Raw genomic sequence first — 19,411 nt, 5'->3', positions numbered from 1 at the left:
GCTGAGGAGAAGCTGAATATGTGGAAGAAAAAAGAAAGATGGACGGCAGCTGCGCTGCTGCTGGCGATGGTCGTGGTGACAGGTCTGTGCTGGTACGTCCTGTACATCCGGCAGCAGTTCTATGACGAAGGCACCCGCAACCTGCTGGAGACCTATGAGCAGGTGGATAAGGCGTTTACCATCTTCAGCCGGAGCAACTGGAACATGCTGAACGAGTGGGGCAAGAGCCTGCAGGCTGCCAATGAGGAGGGCCTGGCGGAGGAACGCCTGCGCAGCTATGAGGCCGAGCGGGAGATCTGGCGGTACAGCAGCGTGTATCTGTTCAATGAAAACTGCGAATATTGGAGCATCCGGGGCAAGCATGAAAAAGTGGATCACCTCTGGACGGCCTTTGAGGAGATGTACCGCACCGGCAAGCCTACGGTGTCCAGCTACATCATGCGGAGCGGGGAGCGCCGGGTGGTATACGCTGCGCCCATTGCGCCGGTGGAGATCGACGGCACCACCTACACCAGCCTTGCCGTGAGCTATCGGAATAAGACCATAGAGGAATTGATTGGCGGCAGTGCTTACGGCGGCCAGAGCGACTGCTACATCATCCATCCCGATGGCGATGTGATGCTCTCGGAGGAGCCCAAGAGCGAGATCGAGGACTGGATGGACAACCTGTTCGACTACCTGCAGAAGTATGCGCAGGTGGATGCGGGCACACTGACCCGGGCCCGGCAGGACGTGGCAGAGGGCCGCAGCGGCAGCCTTTCCTACTGGCTTGAGGGCAAGAGCTATTATCTGGTCTACCAGCCTGTGGGCTTTCAGCATCTGTCCATTGTGGGCATCGTCGGCCGTGACGTGGTGGACAGTGGAATGCGGAAGATCCAGAACGCCACCATCCTGCTGCTGGCTGGGCTGTTCTTCTGCGCAGGCATCGTGCTGGTACACGGTGTCCGCACCGATGCCCGCCTGCGCGTGGAGGAAAAGGAGCGCGCCCTCCGGCAGGAAGGGGAGGCCCGCCAGCAGATGGAGGACCTGGCCAACACCGACGGCCTGACCGGACTGTATAATGAACGCTATTTTGACGCATTGTTGAAAGAAAACGAGCTGAACAGGACACCGTTTGTCCTGTTCTACCTCGACCTTGACCGTTTCAAGCCTGTGAACGACCGTTACGGCCACGATGTGGGTGACCAGCTGCTCAAGGAGGTGGCCAGCCGCCTGCGGGGCTGCGTGCGGGAGAGCGATGCGGTGTTCCGCATCGGCGGGGATGAGTTCGCCCTCATCGTCAACGGAACCGTAACGGAGGGGTTCTGCAAGAGCCGGGTGGAAAAGATCAAGGCAGCCATCCGGGAGCCTTACCGCCTGAAGGATGCAGAGGTGCAGGTTGGCACCAGCTGCGGCTGTGCGGTCTACCCAAGTGACAGTGACGATGTGCGTGCCATCCGCATCCTGGCCGACCACCGGATGTATGAGGATAAGCAGCGCTCCGGCAGGAGCTGCGAGTGACGAGAACGATAAAAGCTTTCTCCCAGTTTCTTGTGCTTTCTCCCAAAATGAGCGTATAATTGGGAGAAGGAAGAACGGGCTGGGAGAAGGAATGGGTGAATCATGCGTACATTTGATTATAAAAAGATTGCAGAATACTCCTGGGATAATGAGGTCTTGTCTTATGTTGCGAAGATCCATGAATGCAAGGGGCGGCAGGAACTATATCTGAAACAAAGGCCCGCTGAATTGGAGCGGCTGGTGGAGATCGCAAAGATCCAAAGTACAGAGTCCTCCAATCGGATCGAAGGGATCATCACGACCAATGCACGCCTGAAACAGCTGGTTGAAGATAAAACGACTCCACGTAACCGGGACGAAATGGAGATATTGGGATATCGAAATGTTTTAAATCTCATCCACGAGAACTATGCCTATATTCCGGTAGAGCCGGGGTACATCCTGCAACTGCACCGTGATCTGCTGAAATATACGAATTTGACCTATCGAGGACATTTTAAGACTACACCCAATGAGATCGATATGACCCTTCCCAGCGGGGAACGCCATGTGCTGTTCCGCCCGCTGGAACCATACGAGACACCGGGTGTTGTGGAGGCACTTTGCTGCACTTATCAGGATGTGCTGCACAGAGAACTCGTTGATCCCCTGCTTTTGATCCCCTATTTTATCTTGGATTTTCTCTGTATCCATCCTTTCAATGATGGTAACGGCAGAATGAGCCGGCTGCTGACCCTTTTGATGCTGTATCAGAATGGATATGTTGTGGGGCAGTACATCAGCATTGAAAAAGCAATTGCAGAGACTAAGGATGAGTACTATGCAGCACTGGCGCAGGCTGATCAGCACTGGCATGAGGAGGAAAATGACCCGACACCGTTTATCAAATATATGCTGGCGGTGATCTGCTCCTGTTATCAGGATTTTGAGCAGCGAGTCGATCTGGTCGGCGGGGGACAGAAGCGCGTGACGGCGTACGAACGAGTGCGCAGTTATGCGATGGAAAGGCTGGGAGCCTTTACAAAACAGGAGGCAGCAGAGGCCTGCCCGGGCTTTGGTACAAGCTCGATTGAAAGCGCGCTGAAAAAACTGACAGAGGAGGGCGTTCTGGAGAGGATCGGCGCGGGCAGAAAGACGCAGTATGTGCGCAGGTAAGGCTCCGGCAGGAGCTGAATGAATAATTCCCTTCCTGTTTCCACAGAATAACCATACTTCACAGAAATCTGGAAGCAAAACCGGAACATGGAAAGGAAGGGAACCTTATGAAAGCAACCGGCATCGTGCGCCGCATCGATGAGCTGGGGCGGGTGGTCATCCCCAAGGAGATCCGCCGCACCCAGCGCATCCGCAGGGGAGACCCGCTGGAGATCTTCACAACGGGGGACGGCGAGGTCATCTTCAAAAAGTATTCGCCCATGGGGGAACTGAGCGGGGTGACGGCCCAGTATGTGGATGTGCTGAGCAAGTGCTTTGCCCTGACGGCCTTTGTCTCAGACCGGGACCGCATTCTGGCGGCATCCGGTGCAGGCAGGCGGGATCTGGCAGACCGCAGCGTGAGCCAGCCGCTGGAAAAGCTGATGGACAGCCGCAAGCCCTACCAGAGCGATGGCAGCCCCGAAAAGGCATTGCTGCCCTGTGAGGGCTCGCCCCGGGCGCTGCTGTGCGCTGTGCCCATCATTGCGGCGGGGGATGTCACCGGCAGTGTGGGCCTGCTTACGGAGGACCGCACTGCCCAGCCCGATGCCGCCCAGCTCAAGGCGGTGAACGTGGCGGCGGCATTTCTGGCAAAGCAGATGGAGGAATGATCTATTATATAGGAGAGCCGCCGCAGGGCGGCTCTTTTTTGTGCGGCCTTTATGACAGAATTATGAATCTTTCAAAACTTTTCTGAGAAGCTATTGACAGCGCCGCAAAATTGGATATAATGGTCTTAGCACTCAGGAAGAAGGAGTGCTAAAGAACAAAAAGCGAACGAAGGAGGCAGGCGCTATGACGATGGATGCACGCAAACAGCGTGTCTTGCAGGCGATCGTTGCGCTGTATGGCCTCGAGGGCGAGCCCGTGGGCAGCAGTGTGCTGGCAAACTACTTTGATATGGCAGTTTCCAGTGCCACGCTGCGCAACGAGATGGCCGCGCTGACCAAGCTGGGTCTGCTGGAGCAGCCCCACACCAGCGCAGGCCGTGTCCCCAGTGCCAAGGGCTACCGTTATTATCTGGATCATCTTCTCACCGATGACCAGCCGCTGGACCGTGTGACCCGCGCCCGTGTGGACGCGGTGTTCGCAAGCCTTGACCACGAGCCGGAAAAGCTGGCACAGGGTGCCGCCAAGGCGCTGGCCGCCATCAGCGGCTGCACCGCCGCCGTCAGCACCCCCTGTGCTGAGGATCTCTGCATCGCCCACTACGAGGTGGTGCAGGTGGGCCGCAGCGCCGCAGCGGTGCTGGCTGTGACCACTGCCGGTTATGTCCGCACCCGTGTGGCGCGGGTCCGCACCGGTCTTTCCCGGGAAAATGCAGCGGCGCTTGCCGCCCTGCTCAACCGGAACCTGACCTTTGTGGCTCCTGTTGATCTGTCGCCCCGGCTCCTTGCAGAGCTGTGCAGCCAGATCAGCCCGGAGCTGGTGCCGGTGATCAGCGCCGCTGCCGCCATCCTGCAGGATTCCACCCAGCCCCATGTGTATCTGGGTGGTGAGCAGTACCTGCTGGACTGGCCCCAGCTGGACGGCAAGGTGGGCAGCATTCTGAGCCTGCTGAACGACGAAGAGCAGGCCGCCGCCCTCATTGCACCCCCGGCAGAGCAGAGCGAAAGCATCCTGCTGGGCGAGGATCTGGAACCTCAGATCCCCGGCCTGTGCATCGTGAGTGACCGGTATCTGGTGGGCGGAGGCCTCTGGGGCTCCGTGGCTCTCATCGGCCCCACCCGGATGCCCTTCCAGAAGCTGATGCCGCTGCTCCACACCTTTGCCGATCAGCTTGGCGAAGGAATGAGCGGCAAACGAAAAGATACCCCGCAGGCAGCCGCACCCCGGCGGACTGTGATCTATAAGGAGGACCTGGAATGAGCGAAGAAACAAAAAAGACCCCGCAGGCAGAAGAACCTGCCGTGGAGCCCAACACCGCCGAGCAGGCCGCCCCGGAAACTGCACCTGAGCAGGCAGCGGCTCCCGAGACGAATGCTGAAGCGGCAGACCCCAAGAAAAAGGATGGCTTCTTCAACAAGAAGGCCCGGGAGCTGGAGGCCGTGAAGGCAAAGCTGGACGCGGCTGAGAAGAATGCCAATCAGGCCAAGGATCAGCTGCTGCGGATGGCCGCCGAGTATGAGAACTACCGCAAGCGCTCCACCCGTGAGGCTGACCAGAAGTTCAACGACGGCGTGTCCTTTGCCGTGAACCAGATCGTCCCCATTCTGGATACGCTGGAGATGGCGGCCAACGCCCCCACCACCGACGAGAACTACAAGAAGGGCGTGACCATGACGCTGGACAAAGCCGCCAAGGCGCTGAGCACCCTCCATGTGGAGGAGATCGAGGCGCTGGGCAAGCCCTTTGACCCCAACTTTATGAATGCCGTGCAGCAGATCCCCGCCCCCGATGGGCAGGAGAGCGGCACCGTGATTACGGTTTACCAGAAGGGCTACAAGCTGGGCGATAAGATCGTCCGTCATGCCACCGTTGTTGTGGCAGAGTGATTTTGCAAGACCCCGCAAGGGTTTTCAAATATAACATCCGCTTGGTAACATTTGAGCATCACATAAACAAAAAACGTTCTGAATTTGAGAGGAGCTTTCATTATGAGTAAGATCATTGGTATCGACCTTGGTACTACCAACAGCTGCGTGGCTGTTATGGAGGGCGGCGAGCCCGTTGTTATCGCTAACTCTGAGGGTGCACGCACCACCCCGTCCGTTGTCGGCTTCACCAAGACCGGCGACCGTCTGGTGGGTCAGGTCGCAAAGCGCCAGGCCATCACCAACCCTGAGAACACGGTGGCTTCCATCAAGCGTTATATGGGCACCGACCACAAGGTGACCCTGAACGGCAAGGAGTACACTCCCCAGCAGGTCAGCGCTATGATCCTGCAGAAGCTGAAGGCTGATGCCGAGGCTTATCTGGGCGAGACTGTCACCGATGCAGTCATCACCGTTCCTGCATACTTCAACGACAGCCAGCGTCAGGCAACCAAGGACGCAGGCACCATTGCCGGCCTGAACGTCAAGCGTATCATCAACGAGCCCACTGCCGCATCTCTGGCATACGGCATCGATAAGGAAGAGGACCAGAAGATCATGGTCTACGACTTGGGCGGCGGCACCTTCGATGTCTCCATCATCGAGATGGGTGACGGCGTGACCGAGGTTCTGGCCACCAACGGTGATACCCACCTGGGCGGCGATGACTTCGACCAGCGCATCATCGACTGGATGGCAGATGCGTTCCAGAACGAGAACGGCATCGACCTGCGCAAGGATAAGATGGCCGCACAGCGCTTGAAGGAAGCTGCTGAGAAGGCAAAGATCGAGCTGTCCAGCGCAATGAGCAGCCAGATCAACCTGCCCTTCATCACTGCTGACGCTACCGGCCCCAAGCATCTGGATATGACCCTGACCCGCGCAAAGTTCAATGAGCTGACCGCTGATCTGGTCGACCGCACCATGACCCCTGTCCGCAAGGCTCTGCAGGATGCAGGCCTGCGTCCCTCTGACCTGAAGAAGGTCCTGATGGTCGGTGGTTCCACCCGTATCCCCGCTGTCTACGATGCAGTCAAGAAGGAACTGAACTGCGAGCCCTTCAAGGGCATCAACCCCGATGAGTGCGTGGCTGTGGGCGCTGCCATTCAGGGCGGCGTTCTGCAGGGCGATGTCAAGGGCCTGCTGCTGCTGGATGTCACCCCGCTGAGCCTGGGCATTGAGACCCTGGGCGGCGTGTGCACCAAGATCATCGACCGCAACACCACCATCCCCACCCACAAGAGCCAGGTGTTCTCCACTGCCGCTGATAATCAGCCCTCTGTTGAGATCAACGTTCTGCAGGGTGAGCGTGAGTTTGCCCGCGACAACAAGAGCCTGGGTGTGTTCCACCTGGATGGCATTGCTCCGGCTCCCCGTGGTGTGCCTCAGATCGAAGTTACCTTCGATATCGATGCAAACGGCATCGTGAAGGTCAGCGCGAAGGATCTGGGCACCGGCAAGGAGCAGAACATCACCATCACCGCTTCCACCAATATGTCCAAGGAAGATATCGACAAGGCTGTGAAGGAAGCTGAGCAGTTTGCTGCCGATGATAAGAAGAAGCGTGAAGAGGTCGATATCCGCAACGGCGCTGATCAGATGGTGTTCCAGACTGAGAAGATGCTGAAGGAGAACGGCGACAAGATGCCCGCTGACGTGAAGAGCGAAGCTGAGGCAAAGCTGGCCGACCTCAAGACCGCTGTTCAGTCCGGCTCCATCGATGAGATCAAGGCAAAGCAGGATGAGCTGAGCCATGTTTTTGAGAAGATGTATCAGGCTGCCGCTGCTGCCCAGCAGGCTGCAGGCGCACAGCCCGGCCCCGATGCTGGCGCAAACAACCAGCAGAAGCCCAACGATGACGGCGTTGTGGACGCTGACTTCAAGGAAGTCTAAGTTCTGACACAAACGGCAGATGCCCGGCCAAACCGGCGGGCAGGCGTGCCGGATAAAAGCAAAAGCCGCTCCGGTTTTGCCGGGGCGGCCTTTGCTGGTTTTATAGAGGTATGGTTATGGCACAGGAAAAGCGCGATTACTATGAAGTGCTGGGAGTATCCAAAACGGCCACCGATGCGGAGATCAAAAAGGCTTACCGCAAGCTGGCCATGAAGTACCACCCGGACTACAACCCCGGCGATAAGGATGCCGAGGAAAAGTTCAAGGAAGTCAATGAAGCCAACGAGGTGCTTTCGGACCCGAAGAAGCGCCAACTGTACGATCAGTACGGCTTTGCCGGTGTTGATCCCAGCTATGCAGCCCAGAACGGCGGCGGCGCGGGCGGCTTCAGCGGCTTTGGCGGCGATGGAGTCGATCTGGGCGACATCTTCGGTGATATCTTTGGCGGCGGTTTCGGCGGCTTTGGCGGCTCTGCCCGTCAGGCAAACCCCAACGCCCCCCGCAAAGGCCAGGATATCCGTGTGCGGATCACCCTGAGCTTTGATGAGGCCGTGCATGGCTGCAAGAAGAACATCACCATCACCCGCCAGCAGGAGTGCACGGAGTGCCATGGCAGCGGCTGCGCCGCCGGCAGCAGCCCCGAGACCTGCCCGGACTGCGGCGGCCGCGGCTATGTCATCCGGCAGCAGCGCACGCCCTTTGGCGTGATGCAGACCCAGCAGCCCTGCTCCCGCTGCGGCGGTAAGGGCAAGCTGGTCAAGAACCCCTGCAAGGTCTGCCACGGCAGCGGCAAAACTGCCGCCAGGAAGACGCTGGAGGTGTCTATCCCCATGGGCATCGACGACGATCAGAGCTTTGCACTGCGCGGCATGGGCGATGCCGGTGCCAACGGCGGCCCTGCCGGTGATGTGATCGTGATGGTCACGGTCCGGCCCAGCGAGGTGTTCCAGCGTGACGGCTATGATGTCTGGGTCACGGTGCCCATTACCTACAGCCAGGCGGTTCTGGGCGACAGCATCACCGTGCCCTCCATTGACGGCAAGGTGGAGTACACCGTGCCCGAAGGCACCCAGAGCGGCACCACCTTCCGCCTGCGCGGCAAGGGCATCCAGTATCTGAACGGCCGCGGCCGGGGCGATATGTACGTCAAGTGCGAGGTGGAGATCCCCAAGAAGCTGAACAAGGCCCAGCGGGATGCCCTGAAGAAGTTTGAGGGCACCCTGAAAGAGGAAAACTACGAAAAGCGCAAGGGCTTTTTCAAGAAGCTGAAGGATATGTTTGCATAAGATTGGCGGCCTCGCCCTCTCAGTCTCGCTGACGCTCGCCAGCTCCCCCAAAGGGGGAGCCAAGAGCACTTGCCTCTCCCTTCGGGAGAGGTGGATTTGCGAAGCAAAGACGGAGAGGGTGAGCACGCTAAACAAAAATGGAGTTGTTACACGAGATGTGTAACAGCTCCATTTTTTATGCTTGAATTTAATGTGCCGGGACAAAATCCTCCGGACAGACACAACCGTTCTGTGCCAGAACACGGTGTAAGACCTGCATGACACCGGCTTCCCGGTGGGAAGGGGCCAGAAAAGGAACCTTCTGGCGCAGCGGTTCGCTGCCGTTTTCCATCAGAAAACCGTATTTTGCGGTACGCAGCATCTCGGCATCGTTGTAGGTATCGCCAAAGGCCATCATGCATTCCGGCGGCAAGCCCCACAGCTGCCCCAGCGTTTGCAGGGCGGCACCCTTGTGGACACCGGGATTCATGATGTCCACCCAGCATTCACCGGCAACGGCTACGGAGTAGATGCTCCGCTGACTGGCATAGACCGTATCGTAAGCCTGCTGCGCATTGTGCTGTGGCAGGTAGATGGTGAATTTGTCGGCAGGGGCGGTGACATCTTCCAGCCGGTCCACATATTCGATCTTGGTGTAAAAATGCCGCAGCACGGCATCGTGGACGGCAAACGGCCGCTCCACATAGGCACTTTCCAGACCGCAGAGAACCGCAATATCGCCCTGCTCCCGGGTCAGGCGGTTCAGCGCCCGCCAGCCTTCCGGAGACATCTCCGAAGTGAAGAGGTTCTGCCCCTTCCAGCGGATGGCACCGCCGTTGTCGCCGATGAAAACAAGCTCATCCTGTAAGGTGGGGAACATGGCTTCCAACGTATAGAGCGGTCTGCCGCTGGCAGGAGCAAACCGGATGCCCAGCTCTGCCAGTGCATGGATCGTCTCTTCAAAGTCTGCCGGGAGCTGACTTTGTTCGTCCAGAAGGGTGGCATCCATGTCGGATGCGATCAAGCGGATACGGTCCATAACTTAACCCATATAGCTGATGTTCACATCGATCTGGCCGCCGTAACCGGGGATGCGGGCGGTGCAGGTGCCCTGCCACATGTTGCAGGCAATGGGGCTGGAGGCCACGTTGTAGTGGGCGTTCCAGATGTAGTAGTTGGACAGCTGGCTCATATCCAGCCGCTTGCGGAACCAGGTGGTGGAGGCGTACACGCCGGGCTTGTAGCCCAGTGCCTTGACCTCTTCACAGAAAGCCACGGCACACTTGGTGCGGTCTTCCACGCCCAGACCATCGGCACGGCCGTTGCCTGCACCGGAAGCCTCGGTATCAAAGTAGATGGGGTAATCGAGCTGGCGGCCATTCAGCACATAGACGCAGGCCTGTGCTTCCTCGCGGGCCTCGTTCTCGTTGACGGCCTGGCTGAAGCAGTAGATGCCAACCCGCAGCCCGGCGTTGCGGGCGTTGGTGAAGTGCTCCTCAAACTTGGGGTCCTGCACCAGCGCGCCGGAGCCGTAGCCGCGGTAGCCGATACGGATGATGGCAAACTCCACACCTGCCGTTTTCACCTTGTCCCAATCGATGCTGCTTTGGTACTTGGAAACATCAATGCCGAAGGTGGCGGGCTGCTGCACGCCGGAGGCATCAAAATAATAGAGCTTGTTGTCGATGCTCTGGATGCCGGTGACGGGCTGGTGGGTGTTCTGGTCGTAGTAATAGGTCTTGCCGTTTTCGGTGCGCCAGCCGGAATACTGGGGCGTTTCTTCCTCATCCTTGCCGAAGAAGAATTCCCACAGCCACTGCAACAGGCCGTTTTCACCGGTCAGGCAGGTGGGGTCGATGCTCTCTTCGTCCAGCGTACCGCTGTCCAGTGCATCCCGGATCTCCTCGGGGGTCAGCAGAACGGTGCCGTTGATATCCTTGATCTGGGCTTCGGCCAGCACATCCTCGCCGTTCTCGGAAGCGGCAGGCGCTTCCTCGGCTACGGGGGCGGTCTCCTCCGTTTCGGGCAGGATGGCGGTCTCTTCGGGAGCGGCCATCGGGTCCTCAGCGGCCAGCGCCTCGGTCTCTGTCAGGAAGTGGGGGAAGGAGTTCTCGTTTTCGATCTCCGAAGCATCCCCGGCCATGGGGTCGGCGGGGACAGCCTCCGGCTGCACAGCGGGCTCCGCAGCGGGGGCGGTGCTCTCTGCCGGGGCGGCGGTGTTCTCCGCCTTGGCCACGGGTGCAGCTGGAGTGCTGGCTGCGGTCTGCTCCTGAGAAGAAGCGCTCTCCTCTGGCTGGGTGCTCTCGGCCTTTGCCTCGCTCCGGTCACTCTTATGATCGAACTTGGGCAGGGTGACCCTGCCCTCAGTCTGCAGGGCGGCGGGTTCGACCGTCAGGCCCGCAGGCTGGGATGCCAGCAGGAAGGTGGTGCCCGCACCGCCAATGGTGATGGCTGCCGCCATCACAAGGCACGCAACAGCCTGGCCGATGCTGCGGCCGGTGCCGTTCTTGCTTGATTTTTTGAAAGATGTTGGTTTCATGCCGCTTGCTCTGCCTCCAAGCTGGACCGGGCAGGATACACGAACTGCACCGGCCCGCCAATATAGTCTCGCATCATTGCGGATAAAGCTATTTTTACTCTCCCAGTATACACCCAAACCCGGGTCGCCGTCAATCAGTTCGCTGTGCTCCGGCATCGCGTCAGGCAGAAAAAGCGGAAAGAAAAACACGCTCCACAGTAAAAACGAGCAGGAAAGCAGAATCATTGCATCCAAAGCTGTGAAATTTGTCGCTTTGGACGAAAAACGCGGCCTCCTCTTGCTGTCTTGACAGGTGTATGGTATGATACTTGACACGGAAAGCTCCCGCGCAATGGGCCGGGAGAGAAAGGTTAGGAAGAGTCTATGTCAAGTGTAAAGGACTTTTTGAAGCGGAAGGATATCGTCATCACGCCGCAGCGTTATCTCATCGAGGCTCTGGGTGCCATGGCACAGGGCCTGTTCGCCAGCCTGCTGATCGGCACCATCATCAAAACGCTGGGCCAGCAGACCGGGCTGGAGGTGCTGGTCGATCTGGGCGGCTATGCCTCGGCCATGAGCGGCCCGGCCATGGCCTGTGCCATCGGCTGGGCACTGCACTGCCCCCCGCTGGTGCTGTTCAGCCTGATCACCGTGGGCTACTCGGCCAATGCGCTGGGCGGCGCAGGCGGCCCGCTGGCTGTTCTGATCATTGCCATTGTGGCTGCTGAGATGGGCAAGGCCGTGAGCAAGGAGACCAAGATCGATATCCTTGTCACCCCGCTGGTGACCATTTTTGTGGGCGTGGGCCTTTCCATGCTCATTGCGGCTCCCATCGGTGCTGCCGCCAGCAAGGTGGGCACCCTGATCATGTGGGCCACTGAGCAGGCCCCGCTGGTCATGGGCATTCTGGTGTCTGTCATCGTGGGTGTGGCGCTGACCCTGCCCATCTCCTCTGCCGCCATCTGCGCGGCTCTGGGCCTGACCGGTCTGGCGGGCGGCGCTGCTGTGGCAGGCTGCTGCGCCCAGATGGTCGGCTTTGCCGTGATGAGCTATAAGGAGAACGGTGTGGGCGGCCTGGTCAGCCAGGGCCTGGGCACCAGTATGCTCCAGATGGGCAATATCATCAAGAATCCCCGCATCTGGATCGCCCCCACGCTGGCCTCGGCCATCACCGGCCCGCTGGCGACCTGCCTGTTCCACTTTGAGATGAACGGCGCGGCGGTCTCCTCCGGCATGGGCACCTGCGGTCTGGTGGGCCAGATCGGCGTGTACACCGGCTGGGTGAACGATATCGCCGCCGGCACCAAGGCCGCCATCACCCCCATGGACTGGGCTGCCATGGCCCTCATCTGCTTTGTTCTGCCCGCAGTCCTGAGCGTTCTCTTCTGCGAGATCGAGCGCAAGCTGGGCTGGATCAAAGAGGGCGAGCTGAAGCTGAACTAAACTCCCTCCGTCATCGCTTACGCGATGCCACCTCCCTCAATGAGGGAGGCTAAAAGGCTCCCTCTCCGAGGGAGCTGGCACGGCAAAGCCGTGACTGAGGGAGTTATAAAGGTTTCCCGTCCAACACGGCTTCAGCCAGCGTATCATCTTCATATCGGAGTTTGAGCGAGAAAAAGGGTCTGTCCTCCTCGAGCAGGCGGAAGAAGATCTTGTCGCCCTCCCAGATGGGCAGCTGCTCCACCTGCTCCTTGGGCACCCATTCCAGAATGCCCTCGTTCCGGGCGGCATCCTTTACCAGTGTGCCCGTCCAGGCATCGGCGGTGTAAAGGAACATGTATTCGGTCAGCTCGCCCAGAAGAAAGGTCACCACACCCCGGCAGCGGTAGGAGGTCAGGGTGAGGCCGGTCTCCTCCTGCACTTCCCGCAGCAGGCAGTCCTCCGGGCTTTCAAACGGCTCAAACTTGCCGCCCACACCGATCCATTTGTCGTGGTTCAGGTCGTTCTTCTTGGTCACGCGGTGGAGCATCAGGTAGGCATTATCCTGTTCCAGATAGCACAGGGTGGTGTTGCGCATGGGAAATTTGGGATCCATCAGCAATTCTCCGTTTCTGTCAGCATTACAAAAAGCGTCCCACAGGGAGCCCCCTGTGGGACGCTTTTATCGTTTCTTATTTCCGTGCGGCCCGGCCTTTTCCGGCGTTGTTCAGCTTCCGCACCAGATCATTCTGGTGCTTGCGCTGGGAGGGCGTGGGCTCCGGGTCCCGCTTTTCCTCGGCACGGGCGTTGGTCTGCGCGGTGTCGGGGTCAACGCGCACAAGGTTCCATTCCTGATTGCCGCCCGAGACGTAATTCCAGATCTGGGCCTGTGCACCGTTGGAGGTGTTCATGCCCACAAGGTCGATGTACTTGTCGGCCAGCACATTGCGGATGCGGGTGCGGCCATTCCGGGTGGACTCCAGCTCCCAGCACTGGCTCAGCCCGCTGGTGCGGCCCCACTGATGCAGCCAGGTGCCCTCGACCACGCCGCCCAGGGCCAGATCGATGAACTTGCCTGTAAAGCGGTTCCTGATCCGCCAGCGTCCCTCGCCAGCGTCCACGAACTGCCACTGCTGCCACGGATGCCCGGCGTAGTCCCACAGACGGATGGCCGCGCCGTTCTCCGTGTTGAAGTTCTTGATCTCCAACACCTTCCCATTGGGTGCCTTGATGAGGTAAAACTCATTTTCCAGTAAAACGACCTGAGATGCTTTTGCCATACGTCCGTGTCTCCTTTCCGGTAAAATCTGGTTTGACGCTTCTATTATAGCGGATTTCCCGGTGCGCAACAAGATTGATTCTTGACGAATATTTTTCTTTTTATTGTGCATTTTGCACTTTCTGCAGCTTTCGACAGAGCCACGGCCCGGCGTACCACAACACCAGACAGACAAGCCCGATCAGCCGGATCTGCGTGTTGGTGCAGTGGGTGTTCAATTCCAGCCCGATGCCGAAGGAAAGGAGATTGGCGGTCAGCGCATAGAGGATGGGGTGAGGCTTTTTGCCCTCCGGCCAGGGTAGATACCGGTTGTAGACAAAGGCTTCCACGGAGAACACCAGCACCTCCAGTGCAAAATAAAGGAAATTGCCCCACATCGGCCCGAGGTAGAGTGTGCCGTAGCACAGCCCAAGGTTCAGGATGATCTGCGTGGCAAGGTTGACCTTGCCGATGAGAGCGCGCTGGGCGGGGCCGCGCAGCCCGAAAAGCAGGATGCCCCACGTCAGCTCTAAAATCAGGGTAATGAGCACCCGGGCGGCAAAGGAGGAAAGGATGTCAGAATCGTTGCGGTTATGGTAGACCCGCAGGCCGTCTTGGGAATCGAGAAGCACCTGCCACTCGCTGGAAAAGGCATAGCGCTCCACCGGCTCCTGACTGCGGTAGAATGTACCAGTCTCTATATTATAGAGCAAAACATAGAACTTGTTGGGCGGGTAGTAGCCCCAGACGAACTCTGCATCGGCATCGCCGGGGTATTCCTGAAAATAGCCCAGAAAGTAGTAGCCCTCGGGGGCGGGGTAGTTCCGGAAGGCCTCCCAGGCCTCGCGGGATCCCATCCGCTCCCGGTAGTCTGCCGGGGCGGTCCAGGGGCCGTTGAGGGCCGTATTGCCCAGCAGGGTGACCGCATAGCGTTGGCCCGGTGTGTAATAGAGCTTGAGCGTGACCGAGGGCTTGGGGCCCATGTCCGCAAAAACGGGCAGGGAAAGGGCCAGCACCAGCAGGGCCGAGAGGAAAAAAGCAAAAAATTTTTTGCGAAAAATTTTCTTCATGGCGGTGTCCTCACTTCAAAAAACAAAAAATTCCGACACGTCTTTCCTTAACCTGTAAACGTATGAAAAACAGCTGTTATTGCAGGGCGCTCTGCACAAAATTGCAGATGGAGCTTTGTGCACCATTTCCTGTTTTTCTTACAAGTACAAAACGACCGTTTTCGGCCTCTTTCAGGGCAGAACAGGAACAATTTGTTTCCGGCTCACGGCCAATTCAGAACACTGACTTCACATTTATAAAGCAAAGCGGACTTCGCTACTTTATTTACATGAACAAAACGGCTTTCAAAAGAAACTTTAATTTGTTTCACGTTTTTTGATATTGACTTTATATCAAAACTGCGGTATAGTAAGGATGCGGAAAGCGGAAAGCGCCCCGCCGACACTTGAGCTTCAGGCGTAAGCCTGTGAGAAAAATATAGGAGGTTTGACTTATGTACTATTACATTCTGGGTTGCGGCATTGCTTGTCTGGTTCTGTTCGGCATCAACAGCATGGATACGGTGGATGTCAAGCCGGCCGAGATCCTGGGTAAGGTCATTCTGTGGCCCGTTGCCCTGATGGAAGCAGTTGTTCGTTACAGCTCCACGCATCACAACATCAAGACCGCGCTGTAAAACATCTCGTTCCAAACCAACGAAGAGCAATCAGGCGGCTGCGCTTTCAAAAAGGAAGGCGCAGCCGCCTTTTTGTTTTGCACTTTACGGCGTTGTATGGTACAATAACACCAGAACTTTTCGGGAGGGAAATTGCTATGACCAATGAGACCTTACATACCCTTGAGACCCGCCGCAGCTGCCGCGCCTACAAGCCGGAGCAGATCACGAAAGAGGAGCTGGAAGCCGTTCTGCGCGCAGGCACCTTTGCCCCCAGCGCCATGAACCGCCAGAGCGCAAAGATCGTGGTGGTGCAGGATGCGGAGACCCGCGCCCAGCTCACCCGGATGAATGCTGCCGTGATGGGTAACACGGGCGACCCCATGTACGGTGCCCCCACCATTCTGGTGGTGCTGGCGGATGCCAATGCCCGCTGTGGCGTGCAGGATGGCAGTCTTGTGATGGGCAACCTGATGAATGCTGCTGCCGCCATCGGGCTGGGCAGCTGCTGGATCAACCGCGCAAAGGAAGAGTTCGAGACCGAAGAGGGCAAGGCCCTGCTGAAAAAGTGGGGCATTGAAGGGGACTATATCGGTGTGGGCCACTGCATTCTGGGCTACCCGGCAGAGGAACCCCGGCCCGCCGCCCCCCGCAAGCCGGATTATATCGTATACGCATAAGGAGCACTATGAAACCCGATTACAAGCTGGTCGCAAAGGCCAAATACATTCACGCCAACGCTGACCTTGCCAGTGAGATCTGGCACGAGGTCTACAAGCGCTATTACCCCGCAAAGCAGCTGGACACACTGGTGGAAACGCTGCAGAGCGCCGATGCCATTGAGGCAGATATCGACAACGATGTGAACTATTTCCTCGTGGTGCTGGGCGGCAAGACCATCGGCTACTTTGCCTGGAAGATGGAGAACACGGCCCTGCACCTGCTCCACCTCTACCTCAGGCCCGAGTACCGGGGCAAGGCACTGGGCCGGGATATCCTGGCCACCTGCGAGCGTCTGGCCCGGGGTGAGGGCCGGGGCCGCCTGTACTGCGAGGTGCACACCAAGTGCCTGCCAGTGCTGCAGTTCTTCAAGACCAAGGGCTACCGCGTGCTGGGCCCCGCCGAGGCAGAAGCTGCGGGCATTCCCATGCAGCTGACCACACTGGAAAAAATGCTGTAAATTTCCCGTTGATTTTTTGCCGCGTTTGCACTACAATAAAGTAGTGTATTGAAGTGCCCCGCGCGGGCCAGACCCAACCTGAACGATAGGGGAGGAACAAGCCATGGCAAAAGATCATCCCACCGGAGAGTCCGGCCTGTATTCTGCATTGCTGGAATTGAGAACGCCTGAGGAGTGCTACCGCTTTTTGCAGGATGTGTGCAGCTACGCCGAGCTCAGTGCAATGGAGCAGCGGTATAACATCGCGGAAAAGCTGGTCAACAAGCAGAGCTATACCAGCATCATGGGCAACATTGGTGCGTCCAGCGCCATCATCAGCCGGGTGAGCCGGGTCATCAGCAAGGATGACAGTGTGCTGCGCCGCCTGCTGGAAGAAAAGGCGGAACAGCCCGCCGAAGAATAACACGGACCGCGCGCCGCGGGGCAGGGGAGCACCCGCCCTGCGGTGCGCTTTTTTAGAAGGGAGTCTGTAAAGATGAGTAAGGCAGTTGTATTTTTTGCCGATGGCACCGAGGAGTGTGAAGCCCTGCTGGTGGTAGACCTGCTGCGCCGCGCCAAGGTGGAGGTCATCGTGGCCTCTGCCATGGGCCGCAGGGAGCTGGTGAGCAGCCATAAGATCCACCTGACCGCCGATGCGCTGGCCGAGGAAGTGGATTATTCCGATGTGGACATGGTCGTTCTGCCCGGCGGGATCCCGGGCACACCCAACCTTGCCGCCAACAAGACGGTCACCGAGACCTGTGCCGCCTTTGCCAAGGCCGGCCGGAAGGTGGCCGCCATCTGTGCCGCCCCCAGCATCCTGGCCTCTCTTGGCCTGCTGGAGGGCAGGAACGCCACCGCCCACGCTGGCTTCCAGGATCAGCTGGCCGGTGCCATCGTCCACGATGAAGAGGTCGTGGTGGATGGCAACATCACCACCAGCTATGGGCTGGGCGGTGCCATCCCCTTTGCACTGGAACTGGTGCGCCAGCTGGCCGGTCAGGCAGAGGCGGAGCGTATCCGGAACGCCATTGCGTATCGGCACTGAGAAAGGGGATACGGTATGCGCTTTATTACCTGCCGTTTGCCGGACGGTGTGGAAGACCCGGCGATTTTATCGGAGGATGGACGGCAGGTCTGGCCGCTGAGCTGGCTGGGCCTGAGTTATGAGACCCTGAGCGAGGCCATCCCGTTTCTGACCCCGCAGGTGCGGTATGGGCTGTCGCTGGCCATTGCGGGCATTCCCGCTCTGCCTGTGGAGGCCGTCACGCTGGAAAGCCCCATCCCGGCCCCGGCACAGGATGTCATCTGCCTGGGCATCAATTATATGGCCCACTCCGATGAGGCGGAGAAATATTCTGCCGCTGCCTTTGCCACAAAGCACGAGGATGCCATCTACTTTTCCAAGCGCGTGACCCGCGCCGTGCCGGACGGCGGCCCCATCGAGGCCCACACCGATCTGGTGAAAAAGCTGGATTACGAGTGTGAGCTGGCTGTGGTGCTGGGCAGGGATGCCAGGGATGTGCCCGCCGGTCAGACCCGGGACTATATCTTCGGCTACACCATCCTGAACGATGTCTCGGCCCGGGATGTGCAGACGGCGCACAAACAGTGGTACTTTGGCAAGAGTCTGGACGGCTTTACCCCCATCGGGCCCTGCATCGTCACGGCAGATGCCTTTGCCGACTACCCGCCCAGGCTGGGCATCCGCAGCTTTGTCAACGGCGAGAAGCGGCAGGATTCCAATACCGCCCTGCAGATCTTTGACATCGACCATGTCATTGCCGAGCTTTCGCAGGGCATGACCCTGAAAGCGGGCACCATCATTGCCACCGGTACCCCGGCGGGCGTGGGCATGGGCATGGACCCGCCGCAGTTCCTCAAGCCCGGGGATGTGGTGCGGTGCGAAATCGATGGCATTGGTACGCTGACCAATCTGGTCAAGTGATTCCGAAATGCAATATCTAAGTGTAAATATCCGAATGGTTATATAATTGATGACAAAATTGCTCTTGTTCATATACTGTTCAAAATAAGTTCATTTGAAGTTCACACACTTCCGGTATACATAGGGCAACAAAGGCGCACACCGCGCCGCATCCCCTGTGCAGTAACAGCACGGCAGGCCGCAAAGGATGCCTGTTGTGTGAGAGGAAAGGAATTGGAACGCTATGAAAATTGGTTTTACAGAGCTGATCCTGGTGGCCATCGTGGCCTTCGTGGTCATCGGCCCCGATAAGCTGCCCGAGTATGCCCGCAAGCTCGGCAAGATGCTGCGGGAGCTGAAGAAGTACACCGGTGCCGCTTCCGAGGAGATCCAGAAGAATGTGGTGGAGCCCCTGAACGAGATCCAGGCCCCCATCAAGGAAGCCGTTGCTCCCCTGACCGACATCAAGAAGGACATCGACGACAGCATGAAGGATGTCACCAAGAGCTTTACCAACATCGGTAAGACCAGCAAGGAAGAAGCCAAGAAGGCCGAAGAGGTCGAGGAAGTGGCCGAGCTGGAGGATACCGTGGAGGAGCTGCCCGAGGAGCCCGCTAAGGCGGAGGAGCCTGCCGCTGAGCCTGTGAAGGCAGAGGAAAAGGCAGAAGAGCCTGCTGCAGAGGAAAAGCCCGAGGAGGCCCCCGCTGCAAACGAAGCCCCTGCCGAGGCTGCTCCCGCTGAGGAGGCTGCCCCTGCCGAAGAGGCAAAGGTCTAAGTACATGGATACACCCGCGCCCGCGGTTGTAGGATAAAAACTGGAATCCAGCCCGCCAGAGCGGCGCGGCAAGAGTAAAAAGGAGATTATTATTATGAGAATCGGACCTCAGGAGCTTATCATTGTTCTGATCATCGTTCTGGTCATCTTTGGACCCAAGAACCTGCCGAAGCTGGGCAAGATGTTCGGCAAGACCATGAAGAACTTTAAGGAAGGTATGGAAGACGTGGATGAGAACGGCGACGCCAAGCCTGCCGAGACCAAGACCGAGGAAAAGGCTGAGAAGAAGGACGAGGAGTAATT

General features: G+C 58.4%; 21 protein-coding genes. 16 read left to right on the top strand and 5 right to left on the bottom strand.

Features of this window, described 5'->3' with window-relative positions; translation table 11 throughout:
* Window positions 1-18 precede the first annotated feature (18 nt).
* The 7 genes from ACKXGA_RS08900 (at window position 19) to dnaJ (ending at window position 8,407) form a co-directional block, all read left to right on the top strand.
* Window positions 19-1,500, top strand: coding sequence for a diguanylate cyclase domain-containing protein (locus ACKXGA_RS08900; protein WP_423729311.1), 1,482 nt, complete (start codon window positions 19-21; stop codon window positions 1,498-1,500).
* 102 nt (window positions 1,501-1,602) lie between these two features.
* Entirely contained in the window at window positions 1,603-2,655 is a 1,053-nt protein-coding gene (locus ACKXGA_RS08895; protein WP_423729310.1) for a Fic family protein, read from the top strand.
* Between the two features lie 107 nt (window positions 2,656-2,762).
* Complete coding sequence (locus ACKXGA_RS08890) at window positions 2,763-3,305, top strand: stage V sporulation T C-terminal domain-containing protein (protein WP_005934668.1); 543 nt, start codon at window positions 2,763-2,765, stop codon at window positions 3,303-3,305.
* 184 nt (window positions 3,306-3,489) lie between these two features.
* Window positions 3,490-4,563, top strand: a complete 1,074-nt coding sequence (gene hrcA, locus ACKXGA_RS08885; RefSeq protein ID WP_097771359.1) for a heat-inducible transcriptional repressor HrcA — start codon at window positions 3,490-3,492, stop codon at window positions 4,561-4,563.
* Window positions 4,560-5,189, top strand: a complete 630-nt coding sequence (gene grpE / locus ACKXGA_RS08880; protein WP_423729309.1) for a nucleotide exchange factor GrpE — start codon at window positions 4,560-4,562, stop codon at window positions 5,187-5,189. Before hrcA ends, grpE begins: the two co-directional genes overlap by 4 nt.
* 102 nt (window positions 5,190-5,291) lie before the next feature.
* Window positions 5,292-7,121, top strand: coding sequence for a molecular chaperone DnaK (gene dnaK / locus ACKXGA_RS08875; RefSeq protein ID WP_005934665.1), 1,830 nt, complete (start codon window positions 5,292-5,294; stop codon window positions 7,119-7,121).
* Window positions 7,122-7,237: 116 nt separating this feature from the next.
* The gene (gene dnaJ / locus ACKXGA_RS08870) at window positions 7,238-8,407 is read left to right on the top strand and encodes a molecular chaperone DnaJ (protein ID WP_035394621.1); all 1,170 of its coding nucleotides are present in this window, start codon (window positions 7,238-7,240) and stop codon (window positions 8,405-8,407) included.
* A 187-nt stretch (window positions 8,408-8,594) separates the two neighbouring features.
* Here the strand turns inward: dnaJ and ACKXGA_RS08865 are convergent, their stop codons facing one another.
* Together ACKXGA_RS08865 and ACKXGA_RS08860 are read right to left on the bottom strand one after the other, a co-directional pair.
* The gene (locus ACKXGA_RS08865; protein WP_423729308.1) at window positions 8,595-9,425 is read right to left on the bottom strand and encodes an HAD family hydrolase; all 831 of its coding nucleotides are present in this window, start codon (window positions 9,423-9,425) and stop codon (window positions 8,595-8,597) included.
* Window positions 9,426-9,428: 3 nt separating this feature from the next.
* A complete protein-coding gene (locus ACKXGA_RS08860; RefSeq protein ID WP_423729307.1) occupies window positions 9,429-10,925 on the bottom strand; it encodes a GH25 family lysozyme in 1,497 nt (498 codons plus the stop codon).
* A 363-nt stretch (window positions 10,926-11,288) separates the two neighbouring features.
* Between ACKXGA_RS08860 and ACKXGA_RS08855 the strand changes: the two genes are divergently transcribed.
* Window positions 11,289-12,347, top strand: coding sequence for a PTS transporter subunit IIC (locus ACKXGA_RS08855; protein WP_423729306.1), 1,059 nt, complete (start codon window positions 11,289-11,291; stop codon window positions 12,345-12,347).
* Between the two features lie 103 nt (window positions 12,348-12,450).
* Here ACKXGA_RS08855 and ACKXGA_RS08850 read toward each other — a convergent pair whose 3' ends face one another.
* The 3 genes from ACKXGA_RS08850 to ACKXGA_RS08840 all read right to left on the bottom strand — a co-directional run bounded on the left by ACKXGA_RS08850 (window position 12,451) and on the right by ACKXGA_RS08840 (window position 14,651).
* Window positions 12,451-12,939: an NUDIX hydrolase gene (locus ACKXGA_RS08850; protein ID WP_154277125.1), complete on the bottom strand. Its 489-nt coding sequence runs from the start codon at window positions 12,937-12,939 to the stop codon at window positions 12,451-12,453.
* 76 nt (window positions 12,940-13,015) lie between these two features.
* Complete coding sequence (locus ACKXGA_RS08845; protein WP_035394617.1) at window positions 13,016-13,603, bottom strand: RICIN domain-containing protein; 588 nt, start codon at window positions 13,601-13,603, stop codon at window positions 13,016-13,018.
* A gap of 100 nt (window positions 13,604-13,703) precedes the next feature.
* Window positions 13,704-14,651, bottom strand: coding sequence for a hypothetical protein (locus ACKXGA_RS08840; RefSeq protein WP_423729305.1), 948 nt, complete (start codon window positions 14,649-14,651; stop codon window positions 13,704-13,706).
* A gap of 434 nt (window positions 14,652-15,085) precedes the next feature.
* On the opposite strand from ACKXGA_RS08840, the gene ACKXGA_RS08835 reads away from it, so the two are divergent.
* The 8 genes from ACKXGA_RS08835 to tatA all read left to right on the top strand — a co-directional run bounded on the left by ACKXGA_RS08835 (window position 15,086) and on the right by tatA (window position 19,409).
* A complete protein-coding gene (locus tag ACKXGA_RS08835) occupies window positions 15,086-15,268 on the top strand; it encodes a hypothetical protein (protein WP_005934654.1) in 183 nt (60 codons plus the stop codon).
* A gap of 137 nt (window positions 15,269-15,405) precedes the next feature.
* Window positions 15,406-15,927 carry a nitroreductase family protein gene (locus ACKXGA_RS08830; protein ID WP_005934653.1) on the top strand — a complete coding sequence of 174 codons (522 nt, stop codon included), beginning with the start codon at window positions 15,406-15,408 and terminating at the stop codon, window positions 15,925-15,927.
* Window positions 15,928-15,935: 8 nt separating this feature from the next.
* The gene (locus ACKXGA_RS08825; RefSeq protein WP_215696949.1) at window positions 15,936-16,427 is read left to right on the top strand and encodes a GNAT family N-acetyltransferase; all 492 of its coding nucleotides are present in this window, start codon (window positions 15,936-15,938) and stop codon (window positions 16,425-16,427) included.
* 103 nt (window positions 16,428-16,530) lie between these two features.
* Window positions 16,531-16,830 (top strand): YerC/YecD family TrpR-related protein, encoded by a 300-nt coding sequence (locus ACKXGA_RS08820; protein ID WP_423729304.1) that lies wholly within the window; start codon window positions 16,531-16,533, stop codon window positions 16,828-16,830.
* A gap of 72 nt (window positions 16,831-16,902) precedes the next feature.
* Window positions 16,903-17,454 carry a DJ-1 family glyoxalase III gene (locus ACKXGA_RS08815; RefSeq protein WP_005934650.1) on the top strand — a complete coding sequence of 184 codons (552 nt, stop codon included), beginning with the start codon at window positions 16,903-16,905 and terminating at the stop codon, window positions 17,452-17,454.
* Between the two features lie 15 nt (window positions 17,455-17,469).
* Complete coding sequence (locus ACKXGA_RS08810) at window positions 17,470-18,354, top strand: fumarylacetoacetate hydrolase family protein (protein ID WP_423729303.1); 885 nt, start codon at window positions 17,470-17,472, stop codon at window positions 18,352-18,354.
* A 223-nt stretch (window positions 18,355-18,577) separates the two neighbouring features.
* Window positions 18,578-19,108, top strand: coding sequence for a twin-arginine translocase TatA/TatE family subunit (locus ACKXGA_RS08805; protein WP_097771348.1), 531 nt, complete (start codon window positions 18,578-18,580; stop codon window positions 19,106-19,108).
* 94 nt (window positions 19,109-19,202) lie between these two features.
* The gene (gene tatA, locus ACKXGA_RS08800) at window positions 19,203-19,409 is read left to right on the top strand and encodes a twin-arginine translocase TatA/TatE family subunit (RefSeq protein WP_005934643.1); all 207 of its coding nucleotides are present in this window, start codon (window positions 19,203-19,205) and stop codon (window positions 19,407-19,409) included.
* Window positions 19,410-19,411 lie beyond the last annotated feature (2 nt).

Source organism: Faecalibacterium hominis (ex Afrizal et al. 2022), from assembly GCF_049545105.1.
Lineage (GTDB): Bacteria > Bacillota > Clostridia > Oscillospirales > Ruminococcaceae > Faecalibacterium > Faecalibacterium duncaniae.
The sequence above is the reverse complement of the archived record's forward strand: the minus strand, read 5'-3'. Positions and strand labels throughout refer to the sequence as shown.